Source organism: Pseudocitrobacter faecalis (assembly GCF_965231525.1).
GTDB classification, from domain to species: domain Bacteria; phylum Pseudomonadota; class Gammaproteobacteria; order Enterobacterales; family Enterobacteriaceae; genus Pseudocitrobacter; species Pseudocitrobacter faecalis.
Map to the genome: position 1 here is coordinate 1 of NZ_CBDDNJ010000001.1, position 11,786 is coordinate 11,786.

Consider the following 11,786-nt stretch of genomic DNA (forward strand, 5'->3'; position numbering starts at 1 on the left):
AGATACTGGAAGAAGTTGATAGCTGGACGGGATTTACGCGTCACTTCGCGCACCTCAAAAATAATAACGTCAGACCAAAAGACGGAAGACTGTTGCTGACCACCATTCTGGCTGACGGCATCAACCTTGGGCTGACAAAAATGGCGGAATCCTGCCCTGGGGCCACAAGATCGTCACTCGAAGGTATTCAGGCATGGTACATCAGGGATGAAACTTATTCAGCGGCACTGGCCGAGCTGGTCAACGCACAGAAAGAGCGGCCTCTGGCCGCATTCTGGGGCGACGGGACAACATCGTCGTCAGACGGGCAGAACTTTCGGGTAGGCAGTCACGGACGTTATGCCGGTCAGGTCAATCTTAAATATGGTCAGGAGCCGGGCGTGCAGATTTATACGCATATCTCAGACCAATACAGCCCGTTCTACGCCAAAGTGATCAGCCGGGTGCGCGACTCAACCCACGTGCTTGATGGCCTGCTGTACCATGAAAGCGATCTGGAAATTACCGAGCATTACACCGATACCGCAGGCTTCACTGAACATGTTTTCGCCCTGATGCACCTGCTGGGATTCGCTTTTGCGCCAAGGATCCGTGATCTTCATGACAAGCGGCTGTTTATTCATGGAAAGGCCGAGCGCTATCCGGGGCTTCAGTCTGTCATATCAACAACCTGCCTGAATATCAAAGACATTGAGTCGCACTGGGATGAGGTATTGCGCCTGGCAACCTCGATTAAGCAGGGGACAGTCACCGCATCACTGATGATGAAAAAGTTAGCCAGTTACCCAAAACAGAATGGACTTGCCAAAGCGCTGAGAGAGATTGGCCGCATCGAACGGACACTATTTATGCTGGACTGGTTCCGTGATCCCGGTCTGCGCCGACGCGTGCAGGCGGGGCTGAATAAGGGTGAGGCCCGTAATGCCCTTGCGCGAGCGGTCTTTTTGCACCGTCTGGGTGAAATAAGGGATCGTGGGCTGGAGAATCAGAGTTATCGCGCCAGCGGGCTGACATTACTGACAGCAGCGATCACGTTGTGGAACACGGTATATATAGAAAGAGCTATTGAGTCACTAAAACGAAAGGGTATCCCGATAAATGAGCAACTGGTCTCTCATCTTTCTCCCCTGGGCTGGGAACATATCAATCTGAGTGGAGATTACGTCTGGCGTAATAATCTTAAGCTGGGATCCGGAAAATACCGCTCATTACGTACAGTCGATACCGCTTTGTACAAAAAACAGTCTTAGCGTGGGATAATTTCCGTTTTCCAAGCGGACCCCGTATACAACGCGCCGGCTACTCACTGTGCCTGCTGGAACGTCTTCAGGATGCACTGCGTCGTCGTGATATCTGGCTGGAAAACAGCGACCGCTGGGGCGATCCGCGCCGGAAGCTGCTTCAGGGCAGGGAATGGCAGGCTCAGCGTGTGGCCGTCTGTCGTGCGCTGGGACACCCCACTGACGGCAGAAAAGCGGTACAACAGCTGGCAGCGCAACTGGATGAGACCTGGAAAACGGTATCGCGTCGCTTTGACTGTAATGATGCCGTGAGCATCTGTCATAACGGTAAGTATCCTTCCCTGACTGTCAGCAGCCTGGAAAAACTCGATGAGCCGCCTGCGCTGACACAGCTGAGCAGCCGGGTGAAACAGCTTCTCCCGCCCGTGGATTTAACCGAACTGCTGCTCGAAATCGACGCCAGAACCGGTTTTACCCGTGAGTTTACGCACGTCAGTGAATCAGAAGCCAGAGCAAAGGATCTTCACGTCAGCCTGTGTGCCGTTCTGCTGGCCGAGGCCTGTAATATCGGGCATGAGCCACTGATAAAACACAATATACCGGCACTGACCCGCCACCGGCTCAGCTGGGTGAAACAGAATTACCTCCGGGCAGAAACACTGGTCAGCGCCAATGCCCGGCTGGTTGATTTTCAGTCCACGCTGGAGCTTGCCGGCCACTGGGGCGGTGGCGAGGTGGCTTCAGCTGACGGCATGCGCTTTGTCACGCCGGTGAAAACGCTCAACGCCGGACCGAACAAAAAATATTTTGGTTCAGGGCGTGGCATCACCTGGTACAACTTGGGGTCGTCTCAGAAAACGGAAAATAAAGCACGCTAAGCCGGTTGCAGCGGCCGTAGCGGCCTGAACTTGCCCGCGCCGATCTTGGCGCTGCTGCGCCAGAGGTAATCGCCGGTCAGGTTGATGTGCTCCCAGCCGAGCGGCGACAGGTACTGCAACAGGCCGTCATCGACGGCTTGACCGTGGCCACGCAAGGCGTTCGCGGCCCGCTCCAGATAGACCGTGTTCCATAGCACGATGGCCGCCGTCACCAGGTTGAGGCCGCTGGCCCGGTAGCGCTGCTGCTCGAAGCTGCGGTCGCGGATTTCCCCCAGGCGGTTGAAGAACACGGCGCGGGCCAGCGCGTTGCGCGCCTCGCCTTTGTTCAGCCCGGCATGCACGCGGCGGCGCAGCTCGACGCTTTGCAGCCAGTCCAGGATGAACAGTGTGCGCTCGATGCGTCCCAGCTCACGCAGGGCGACGGCCAGGCCGTTCTGGCGCGGGTAGCTGCCAAGCTTCCTGAGCATCAGCGAGGCCGTCGCCGTGCCCTGCTTGATCGAGGTGGCCATCCGCAGGATTTCATCCCAATGGGCGCGGACGTGCTTGATGTTGAGCGTGCCGCCGATCATCGGTTTCAACGCCTCGTAGGTGGCATCGCCCTTCGGGATGTAGAGCTTGGTGTCGCCCAGGTCACGAATGCGCGGGGCGAAGCGGAAGCCCAGCAGGTGCATCAACGCGAAGACGTGGTCCGTGAACCCTGCCGTGTCGGTGTAGTGCTCCTCGATCCGCAGGTCGGATTCGTGATACAGCAGGCCGTCGAGCACGTAGGTCGAGTCGCGCACGCCGACGTTCACGACCTTGGTGTGGAACGGCGCGTACTGGTCGGAGATATGGGTGTAGAACGTCCGCCCTGGGCTGCTGCCGTATTTCGGATTGATGTGGCCGGTGCTCTCGGCCTTGCTGCCGGTGCGGAAGTTCTGGCCGTCCGACGATGACGTGGTGCCGTCGCCCCAATGCTCGGCGAAGGGATGTCGGAACTGCGCGTTGACCAGCTCGGCCAGTGCCGCCCCGTAGGTTTCGTCGCGGATGTGCCAGGCTTGCAGCCAGGCCAGCTTGGCGTAGGTCGTGCCGGGGCACGATTCCGCCATCTTGGTCAGGCCCAGGTTGATCGCGTCGGCGAGGATCGTGGTCAGCAACAGGTTTTTGTCCTTGGCCAGGTCGCCTGACTTCAGGTGGGCGAAGTGCCGGGTGAAGCCCGTCCATTCGTCTACCTCCAGCAGCAATTCGGTGATCTTGACGTGCGGTAGGATCATCGCCGTCTGGTCGATCAGGGCCTGTGCGGTATCGGGCACCGCCGCATCGAGCGGCGTGATCTTCAGGCCCGACTCCGTGATGATGGCGTCCGGCAGCTCGTTGGCCAGCGCCATGCGGTTGACGGTGGCGAGCTGCGTTTCCAGCAGCGTCAGCCGGTCATGCAGGTACTGGTCGCAATCGGTGGCCACGGCCAGCGGCAATTCGCTGGCCTGCTTGAGGCTGGCGAATTTCGCGGGCGGCACCAGGTAGTCCTCGAAGTCCTTGAACTGGCGCGAGCCTTGCACCCAGATGTCGCCGGAGCGCAGCGCGTTCTTCAGCTCCGACAGCGCGCACAGTTCGTAGTAGCGCCGGTCGATGCCGGTGTCGGTCATCACCAGCTTCTGCCAGCGCGGCTTGATGAACTCGGTCGGCGCGTCGGTGGGCACCTTGCGGGCGTTGTCGCTGTTCATGCTGCGCAGCACCTCGATGGCGTCGAGTACGTCCTTGGCGGCGGGCGCGGCCCGCAACTTGAGCACGTCGAGAAATTCCGGCGCGTAGCGGCGCAGCGTGGCGTAGCTCTCGCCGATGCGGTGCAGGAAATCGAAGTCCTCGGGTTGCGCGAGCCGCTGCGCTTCGGTGACGCTCTCGGCGAAAGCATCCCAGGACATGACGGCCTCGATGGCGGCGAACGGATCGCGGCCCGCTTGCTTGGCCTCGATCAGCGCCTGGCCGATGCGCCCGAACAGCCGCACCTTGGCATTGATCGCCTTGCCGGATGCCTGGAACTGCTGCTGATGCTTGTTCTTGGCGGCATTGAACAGCTTGCCCAGGATGCGGTCATGCAGGTCGATGATTTCGTCGGTGACGGTGGCCATGCCCTCGATGGCGAGCGCCACCAGGGTCGCGTAACGCCGCTGCGGCTCGAACTTCGCCAGGTCGGCGGGCGTCATCTGGCCGCCCTCGCGGGCGATCTTGAGCAGCCGGTTCTGGTGAACCAGCCGCTCGATGCCGGAGGGCAGGTCGAGCGCCTGCCACGCCTTGAGGCGTTCGATGTGTTCCAGCATGTGCCGCGAGTTCGGTTTGACCGGGGATTGCCGCAGCCAGGCCAGCCACGTCGTCTTGCCGTTGTCGCGGCGCTTGAGCAGATCGTCGAGGCGACGGCGATGCACGTCCGTCAGCGGCTCAGCCAAGGCGTCGTAGAGACGCCGGTTGGCGCGGGTAATCGCTTCGGCGCTCGCCCGCTCGACGGCGTTGAGGGCGGGCACAATGACCGACTGCCGCCGCAGGTGCTCGATCAAGGCTCTGGCCAGCACGATGCCCTTGTCGGTTTGCATGGCCAGCTCGGTCAGCAACTGGACAGCCTGCCGGTAGTGGCCAATCGTGAACGGCTGGAAGCCGAACACCGTTTGCAGCTCGACCAGGTGCTCGCGTCGGGTCTGCTCACGCTGCCCGTACTCGTCCCAGCTTTCGATGCCGACCTTGAGCTGGTTGGCGACCAGTCTCAGCAATGGCGGGAACGGTGGCTCATCAGCGCCAAGGATGACGCCGGGAAAGCGCAGGTAGCAGAGCTGCACCGCGAAGCCCAGCCGATTGGCCGGGCCGCGCCGCTGCCGGATGATGGAGAGGTCGCTTTCGCTGAACGTGTAGTGACGGATCAACTCATCCTTGGTGTCCGGCAACGCCAGCAGGCTTTCGCGCTCGGCGGCGGAGAGGATCGAACGGCGGGGCATGCGGTTTCCTTCTTCTTGAAAACGTAGGTTTGTGACAAGCCCGCCAAGGCAACCGGCGCGGCACGGGAATCAAGGCATTGCGATTCTCGAAAATAGTTCTTGAAATTCTATTCTTGATTGCATATCATCTCAACGAGTTTCGATAAGAAAGGATGCGCATGCGACCGTCTGTTGTGCTTGACATGAAGCGAAGCGCAGTGCGTGAAGCGGTAGGCCGCTTTCGCGCCGCGAACCCGCGCGTCTTCGGCTCGGTGCTGCATGGCACCGACCGGGATGGCAGCGACCTCGACCTGTTGGTCGATGCGCTGCCCGGTGCCACGTTGTTGGACTTGGGCGATTTGGAAGAAGAACTGAAATCGCTGCTCGGCGTTGACGTCGATCTGCTGACTCCCGGCGACCTGCCGCCGAAGTTCCGGGCCAAGGTGCTCGCGGAGGCGCAACCGATATGAGCGAGAACCGCCTGCCCGATTACCTCGACCACATTCAGCAGGCCGCAACCGATGCGCGCAGCTTCGTGGAAGGGATGGCCAAGGACGACTTCTTGGCCGACAAGCGCACCCAGCAGGCCGTCATCATGAGCCTGATCGTCATCGGCGAGGCGGCCACAAAGGTGATGGATGGCTACGTCGAGTTCACCCAGGCGCATGCCGACGTGCCGTGGCGCAGCATGCGCAATATGCGTAATCGCATGGCTCACGGCTATTTCGACATCAACCTCGATGTGGTGTGGGAGACGGTACAGGAATGGCTGCCGGCGTTGCTCCAGCAATTGCCCGCCGTGCGTCAGGATGCCGACGATGAAGACCGTAACGACAACTGTGAAAGAGGGATCTCCGATGACTGTTGAATCGAGAATATTTTCTGTAGCCGAGTATGTTCAGCCGTCCGAAGGCGAGCCTATTCGTTCCGTTGTGCTTGAAACCCGAGACTCAATTATCGTGGTTTGGCATGTCCATCCCGGGCAGGAAATTGCGGCTCACATTCATCCTCACGGCCAAGACACGTGGACTGTTTTGTCGGGAATGGCTGATTACTTTCAGGGCAATGGGATTGTTCGTGCCCTCAGGGAAGGTGAGATAGCCGTGGCAAGACCGGGCCAAGTGCACGGGGCGCGAAATACAGGTACCGAGCCATTTGTGTTAGTCTCGGTTGTGGCATCAGCCAATGCCGGTTTCGTATTGGCTGAGCGATAGAGCCCAATCTCTGGAGTTGGTCCAATGAGCGGTCGGGGAGATAGGTAACAGACATGCAGCGGACACGGCTGCTAAACCAGGTCGCAAACCTCCTTGCGTCGCAGCGTGCCGCAAGCGACGCGATCAATCGAATGGGGTCGGCATGAGACTGAACACCATCCAGTTCCCGACCGCGTAGCCGCCTGTCCTGCCGATCAGGTCTTGACCATCGACGCCTGGGATCAGTCCTGAATGTTCTTGGAGACCACTACGTTATGAGCCGCAGCCGCCGCAAAACACCCATCGTCGGGCACACGACCTGCGGCAGCGAGCGCGAGGACAAGAAGCTCTGGCATCAGCGCTGGCGCACCCGTGAGCGCACGGCGCTGACCAGCGCGTCGCCCGAAGCCCTGAGCGCCCATCTGCCCCTGCTGGAAAACCAGGCCAGCAGCGTCTGGTCGATGGGCAAGGATGGCCGCTCCTACTGGCCCGTCAAGCGCCAGGCCGCCACGGCGGATCGCATCGCCAATCACAAGGGACGCAACCCGCAAGAACGCGCCTCCCTGAAAAAGCGCCTGCTGCGCAAGTGGATGAGCAAATGAAGCTCTCCTTCCATCAGCACATTGCGCTGTTCTGGATGATCGGTGCTCCGGGCGTCTTCGCGCCCGTGATCGAGAACGCCAAGCGGCCCGATGCCGGCGCCGTCATGGCGTGGGGTGTCGCGATCGTGGCGGTGATGATCCTCTTCACCCCTTTGCTGCTGCGCTGTCCACCATTCCGGCGCTGGTATGGCCGGACGGATGCGCTGTCGGAGCGGCAGCGCCAGGCGCTTGCCGAGCGCGGCCTGCGCCGCTACTACCAGACCGCTTTCGATGACGGCTACGTGCCCCGCGTGATGCCCTACGTGTGGCGCATCATCTGGACGGTCGGCGGGTTGATGGCTGTGACCGCCGTACTGCCTACCAACACCGGACGGCCAGCCTTCGATGCCTTGGTGGTCTTCTCGACCTGGTATCCGATAGGCGTGATGCTGCTGGTTTTCGCGTCGAGGCCCCTTGGCCGGTTGATTCGCCAAAGAGCACAGGAGCGGCGGAAATGAGCACGTCAACCATCGAGGCGCTGGCCAGCGCCTGGGCAAGGATTGCCGAGGAAGCGGAATTCCCCGCTGACTACGAGGGGACTGCCACACCACAAGCGCATCGGGCTAGCGAAGCTATTCAGGAGCAGATTCGGGAGCGCATCGTCGCCACCAACGACATGCGGCTGTTCAGCCTGCTGCACCTGCTGGGTCAGGCGTCGCTGCGCATGGAGCAAGCGCTGTGGCCGGAGGATTACGAGCGGATGACGCGCGAGGTTGAGGAAGCCCTGCGGCAAGCCACCGACGCCAACGCCAGATCGTACACCCACGAAGAAGTGATGCAGGCGATGCAGGAACGCATCGACCGGGCGCGAGACAAGCCATGTTGATTGGCTATGCGCGCGTCTCGACGCAGGATCAGAACCTGGAGCTGCAACGCGAAGCCTTGAGCAAGGCCGGATGTAAAAAGGTCTTCGAGGACAAGGTGAGTGGCACGCGGGCAGACCGGCCTGGCTTGGCCAAGACGCTCGAAATGCTGCGCGAAGGCGATACTTTGGTCGTCTGGAAGCTCGACCGGCTGGGCCGGTCGGTCAAGCAACTGGTCGATCTGGTCGGCGATCTGCACAAGCACGGTGTCCAGTTCAGGAGCCTCACCGACTCCATCGACACCGGCACACCATCCGGGCGGTTCTTCTTCCACGTCATGGCGAGCCTTGCCGAAATGGAGCGCGAGCTGACCGTCGAGCGCACCCGCGCCGGGCTGGAAGTCGCCAAGCAGCTCGGCCGCAAAGGCGGCCGCAAGCCGAAGATGACCGACAGCAAGATCGAGTCGGCCAAGAAGCTGCTGGCCAGCGGGGTGCCGCCCAAGGACGTGGCCAAGAACCTCGGCGTGTCCATTCCGACGCTGTACCGCTGGGTGCCAGCCTCCACGCACGCTTAGCGTGCTTTATTTTCCGTTTTCTGAGACGACCCCAACTTCATTTCAGATCAGTACACCGGGTTCCACGGTATTGTCATTCCCGGCACATTACGCGACTCCATTTTTGTGCTGGAAGGTCTTCTGGAACAGCAGACAGGGCTGAATCCGGTCGAAATTATGACAGACACGGCCGGTGCCAGTGACATCATTTTTGGCCTGTTCTGGCTGCTGGGATATCAGTTTTCTCCCCGGCTGGCTGATGCCGGTGAAGCCGTATTCTGGCGGATCGACAAAAACGCCCATTACGGCGCACTAGATGAACTGGCAAGAGGATGCGTGGAGTTAACCAGGATTGAAAACCACTGGGATGAAATGATGCGGGCATCCGGTTCCCTGAAACTGGGCACCATCCACGCATCGGAGCTTATCCGTTCTCTGCTCAGAAGTACCCGCCCGTCATGGAGGCGCCAGCAGGTGTTGAATATGGCTCTGTGAGTGAATGGCGCCGTAGCCCGGCGGAGCCGGTTACATTGTTGACAGGTTCCACCAATCCATCCCTTCCCCCTGCAAGACCAAAACCCGCTGAAAGCGATACAGAAGCTTTTGTGCGCCGTCGGAGTGGTCACGACAAGGCGAAGCCGTAGTCGGGGCGTATCTCCGCGTTAGCGGGCCGGTAGGGCCGCTTACGGGCGTGTACTCAAAACCTCCAGCGACACCACTTACAGCCACTCAGAATTCTAGTTACAACATCCATCATTAAAAGCGATGTAGTTCCGGCCCTTTGGGCCGGGGCGGCCTCGCTTTTCAGTGGTGGGGACAGCTGTTATGGCTCAGGTATGCACAGTTCACGTCTTTGAGTGAATATTTTGGATGTTGTAACTATCTGTTTCTGACTGATGCCCGCCGCGTAGTGGCGGGAGGTACATCTGCTGTTTCTTTCCGAACCAGCGCGGACGTAGTCCGCTGCAAGGGCGGGCATTTTCAGGAGCCTGTCCACAGGTCAGGCGACGAATAGGTTCTATATTTATATGAATTAAATAAAAGATATTTAAAAGAAGTACAGAGCAGGTTTTTAAAGGAAACCACGCACTTTGAAATCTGGTCGGCTGGCGCTCTGTAAGCATAACGGTTGTAGCTTTATAGAAAGTTCCCTTGCAGTTATTTGTGGATAACTGAATCTGGCAACCAGATGTGGCCACTCTGATGCAATTTCTGGCCATTCAGATGGAGAAATGGGGTGAATGTCAGGAAGGACTGTCGTCATTTCGTGCAGAAAACCGTCAACGGGGGACTACAGACGTGCGAAATCCTCCGGCGCCAGCCGGATTTTTCAGTCAGGTAGGTTATATGGGGACTGTGGCCAGCCGCGTGTAGTTGTTACCACGCGACATCAGCATGCGCTCTTTCACGCGGCGCTCCAGCTCCCGCTTCATGGCATCAAGTCCGCCGGTGAATCGCCCGCTGGCGTATTCCCGCGTCAACTGCTGTTTCACCAGGGTCACAATGTCCTTACGGGTTCTGGTTGCGTCACGGCGGGCGCGGGCACGTTTCAGGCCATGTTGCTTACGCTCGGACTGGTAGTTGCGGAACCGTTCGCGCACAAATCGCCAGGCCTTCGCTATCAGCTCGTCCATCTCCAGTGGCTTCAGGTTCTGCTTCTTACGCTGCTGATTTTCCCATTCGACGCGGCTGCGGCGTGCGGCCACAACAGCAACGTCAGAGACGTCGAGCGCATAGAACAGTGCCGGCGTAAAGGTGATATCGGTCGGGATGTTGCAGCCAATCTGCGGATCATACTCGGTCTGGTAGGTAATCAGCCCCAGCTCCGCCATAAACTTCAGTGCCCGGGTGGCGCGGGTGATGGACAGATTGCCACTTTTTGACTCTGTGGCCAGGCCGCACTCAATAGCCAGGTTGGTAATAGAGCGCTGTACACGGTTGGCCAGCGGGTCGTAGTGGAAGCACAGCCCCTGAAGTAGCGCATCGATGGCTCGACGGCGCAACAATGGCGGCATGCGATGACGCTTGCCCAGCGAGCGAACGAACGCCACATGGACGGAAAAATCAAAACGGGACGTGAAGCCTTCGGCTTTCGCCATCAGCTTACGACAGAACGGCAGAGTCGCTTTCTCTTCATCGCTGCCTTTTTTCTTCGGCGCTACGAATTTAGGGAAAGGATTTTTTACCTGACGATAATGTGAGAACAGGGTCTGAGCGTCAGTCACACCTTCCCGCACTTATGTTGCACGGGAGGAGCAAATGGCACAGAAACAGGTGTTGAACTTTTCTGAGCATAAAACTATACTCCCTGCATAGAGCAACAGCTTCTATACAGTTTAAGTAGGCCCCGTTAATCTTACCGTCCCGCCAAGAATGGATGAGATTATCGGGGTTTTTGCTTTTCTGGCTCCGGGTAGACACCTCAGCAGAACCAGTTCCCTGCCACCTTACGGCGTGGCCAGCCAAAATTCTTTACGCGATCAGTAATCTAGCACTGAACATCAAAAAGTAAAGTCTTTACTTCAGCAGTCCATGCTCATTCAGTTCTCGCTCGATGAGTTTTTCAATGAACTGTGCCTGAGTTATCCCTTCCTGATCACACAGCGCAATCATGCGATCTTTAAGAGGGTTACGGATAAAGACTTTCACTTCTTTGTGTGTAATCCGCTTTCGAGCTACAGCCGCTAACTGCTTCTCAGAAGCAGTCATCGGATTACCTTTTCTATAAGCACGTTTCGATGAGGAAGTCACTGCATTTTCAGCTTGCGACATCTCTGCCTCCTCAAGGATCAAACAAGGATCGTTTGCAGAGGATACTACAGATATCTGAAATCAGCGACTTAACTTTACGCGTAAGTGTGAGCCATGTTGGCGCATGGCACACCTGAATGGATGTAGATTGCGGATCAAATGACGATGCTGATTAGTATGAGGAATGCCACTCAGTTCCTCCGTCCCAGCGCGACTGCCAGTGCTGAAGGTAGGTTTGTGCCACTTCCGGCACCTCATTAATAACCAGCACGTTCTCGCTATTCCTCGATGCAGCAGAGCGAGTGTAGTTAAAGCTACCAGCCTCAACTGTATGATTATCAACAATAATAACTTTGTCATGCATGATGGCGTATCGACCGTTGGTGCGCAGCGGAATTCCCGCGTTTACCACGATGTTCATCGCCGCCTGGCTGGATTTACTCCGGTTACCCTTTTCATCGAGCACTATTCTTACGTCCACACCCCGTTGTTTTGCCCTGACAAGCGCGCTAACCACCTCCGGAGACGTAAATGAGTAGCCCATCAGCCGAATTTCCTGCTGTGCTGACTCAATCGTCTTAAGGACCAGATGCAACGCGCTGCCTTCAGGTGAAAAGCCGACCTGAATGGAGGGATCTGCTGCTGCGGGCTGAATACAGCTCAGCGAAAGGCATACCAGACTGGACACGGCCAGCTGGCGAAAGGTGAACTTACGCATTAAATAACCTCAGAAATACTGTTCGGATGTGTTAACCAGAAACGCCGGAGACGGGGAAAACTTGCT

Annotated in this window: 13 protein-coding genes and 2 pseudogenes; 10 read left to right on the forward strand and 5 right to left on the reverse strand. The window is 58.3% G+C overall.

What is annotated here, in order from left to right; genetic code table 11:
• On the forward strand, positions 1–1,250 hold a 1,250-nt coding region (locus ACOXYR_RS00005), incomplete at its 5' end, for a Tn3 family transposase (protein WP_421501782.1).
• 29 nt (positions 1,251–1,279) lie between these two features.
• A pseudogene (locus ACOXYR_RS00010) lies at positions 1,280–2,095 on the forward strand (Tn3 family transposase); the annotation flags it as partial.
• A gap of 20 nt (positions 2,096–2,115) precedes the next feature.
• Here ACOXYR_RS00010 and ACOXYR_RS00015 read toward each other — a convergent pair.
• Positions 2,116–5,082 carry a Tn3-like element ISPa38 family transposase gene (locus tag ACOXYR_RS00015; protein WP_003100881.1) on the reverse strand — a complete coding sequence of 989 codons (2,967 nt, stop codon included), beginning with the start codon at positions 5,080–5,082 and terminating at the stop codon, positions 2,116–2,118.
• Positions 5,083–5,240: 158 nt separating this feature from the next.
• On the opposite strand from ACOXYR_RS00015, the gene ACOXYR_RS00020 reads away from it, so the two are divergent.
• From ACOXYR_RS00020 to ACOXYR_RS00055, 8 genes and pseudogenes are all read left to right on the forward strand, one after another.
• Entirely contained in the window at positions 5,241–5,531 is a 291-nt protein-coding gene (locus tag ACOXYR_RS00020) for a nucleotidyltransferase family protein (RefSeq protein ID WP_001247892.1), read from the forward strand.
• Positions 5,528–5,929, forward strand: a complete 402-nt coding sequence (locus ACOXYR_RS00025) for a HepT-like ribonuclease domain-containing protein (protein ID WP_001293886.1) — start codon at positions 5,528–5,530, stop codon at positions 5,927–5,929. Before ACOXYR_RS00020 ends, ACOXYR_RS00025 begins: the two co-directional genes overlap by 4 nt.
• Entirely contained in the window at positions 5,919–6,275 is a 357-nt protein-coding gene (locus ACOXYR_RS00030) for a cupin domain-containing protein (protein WP_000215515.1), read from the forward strand. The genes ACOXYR_RS00025 and ACOXYR_RS00030 overlap by 11 nt, the downstream gene beginning before the upstream one ends.
• Positions 6,276–6,529: 254 nt before the next feature.
• Entirely contained in the window at positions 6,530–6,856 is a 327-nt protein-coding gene (locus tag ACOXYR_RS00035) for a hypothetical protein (RefSeq protein WP_003100858.1), read from the forward strand.
• Positions 6,853–7,353 (forward strand): hypothetical protein, encoded by a 501-nt coding sequence (locus tag ACOXYR_RS00040; protein ID WP_003100856.1) that lies wholly within the window; start codon positions 6,853–6,855, stop codon positions 7,351–7,353. Before ACOXYR_RS00035 ends, ACOXYR_RS00040 begins: the two co-directional genes overlap by 4 nt.
• The gene (locus tag ACOXYR_RS00045) at positions 7,350–7,721 is read left to right on the forward strand and encodes a hypothetical protein (protein WP_003100853.1); all 372 of its coding nucleotides are present in this window, start codon (positions 7,350–7,352) and stop codon (positions 7,719–7,721) included. Before ACOXYR_RS00040 ends, ACOXYR_RS00045 begins: the two co-directional genes overlap by 4 nt.
• Complete coding sequence (locus ACOXYR_RS00050) at positions 7,715–8,272, forward strand: recombinase family protein (protein ID WP_003100847.1); 558 nt, start codon at positions 7,715–7,717, stop codon at positions 8,270–8,272. Before ACOXYR_RS00045 ends, ACOXYR_RS00050 begins: the two co-directional genes overlap by 7 nt.
• A 33-nt stretch (positions 8,273–8,305) precedes the next feature.
• A pseudogene (locus ACOXYR_RS00055) lies at positions 8,306–8,737 on the forward strand (Tn3 family transposase); the annotation flags it as partial.
• Between the two features lie 857 nt (positions 8,738–9,594).
• On the opposite strand, the gene repA reads toward ACOXYR_RS00055, so the two are convergent.
• From repA to ACOXYR_RS00075, 4 genes are all read right to left on the reverse strand, one after another.
• Positions 9,595–10,488: an incFII family plasmid replication initiator RepA gene (gene repA / locus ACOXYR_RS00060; RefSeq protein ID WP_421356592.1), complete on the reverse strand. Its 894-nt coding sequence runs from the start codon at positions 10,486–10,488 to the stop codon at positions 9,595–9,597.
• Positions 10,469–10,546 carry a RepA leader peptide Tap gene (tap, locus tag ACOXYR_RS00065; RefSeq protein ID WP_350437499.1) on the reverse strand — a complete coding sequence of 26 codons (78 nt, stop codon included), beginning with the start codon at positions 10,544–10,546 and terminating at the stop codon, positions 10,469–10,471. Before tap ends, repA begins: the two co-directional genes overlap by 20 nt.
• Before the next feature lie 222 nt (positions 10,547–10,768).
• On the reverse strand, positions 10,769–11,023 hold the full coding sequence (locus ACOXYR_RS00070) for a replication regulatory protein RepA (protein WP_350437500.1): 255 nt from the start codon (positions 11,021–11,023) through the stop codon (positions 10,769–10,771).
• Positions 11,024–11,174: 151 nt separating this feature from the next.
• Positions 11,175–11,720: a phospholipase D family nuclease gene (locus ACOXYR_RS00075; protein WP_415728495.1), complete on the reverse strand. Its 546-nt coding sequence runs from the start codon at positions 11,718–11,720 to the stop codon at positions 11,175–11,177.
• Positions 11,721–11,786 lie beyond the last annotated feature (66 nt).

Excerpts from the sequence above, each read along its gene's own strand:
- ACOXYR_RS00035 (WP_003100858.1), top strand. The coding sequence starts at position 6,530 with ATGAGCCGCAGCCGCCGCAAAACACCCATCGTCGGGCACACGACCTGC.
- ACOXYR_RS00050 (WP_003100847.1), top strand. The coding sequence starts at position 7,715 with ATGTTGATTGGCTATGCGCGCGTCTCGACGCAGGATCAGAACCTGGAG.
- tap (WP_350437499.1), bottom strand. The coding sequence starts at position 10,546 with ATGCTCAGAAAAGTTCAACACCTGTTTCTGTGCCATTTGCTCCTCCCG.
- ACOXYR_RS00025 (WP_001293886.1), top strand. The coding sequence starts at position 5,528 with ATGAGCGAGAACCGCCTGCCCGATTACCTCGACCACATTCAGCAGGCC.
- ACOXYR_RS00015 (WP_003100881.1), bottom strand. The coding sequence starts at position 5,082 with ATGCCCCGCCGTTCGATCCTCTCCGCCGCCGAGCGCGAAAGCCTGCTG.
- ACOXYR_RS00045 (WP_003100853.1), top strand. The coding sequence starts at position 7,350 with ATGAGCACGTCAACCATCGAGGCGCTGGCCAGCGCCTGGGCAAGGATT.
- ACOXYR_RS00020 (WP_001247892.1), top strand. The coding sequence starts at position 5,241 with ATGCGACCGTCTGTTGTGCTTGACATGAAGCGAAGCGCAGTGCGTGAA.
- ACOXYR_RS00030 (WP_000215515.1), top strand. The coding sequence starts at position 5,919 with ATGACTGTTGAATCGAGAATATTTTCTGTAGCCGAGTATGTTCAGCCG.
- ACOXYR_RS00075 (WP_415728495.1), bottom strand. The coding sequence starts at position 11,720 with ATGCGTAAGTTCACCTTTCGCCAGCTGGCCGTGTCCAGTCTGGTATGC.
- ACOXYR_RS00070 (WP_350437500.1), bottom strand. The coding sequence starts at position 11,023 with ATGTCGCAAGCTGAAAATGCAGTGACTTCCTCATCGAAACGTGCTTAT.
- ACOXYR_RS00040 (WP_003100856.1), top strand. The coding sequence starts at position 6,853 with ATGAAGCTCTCCTTCCATCAGCACATTGCGCTGTTCTGGATGATCGGT.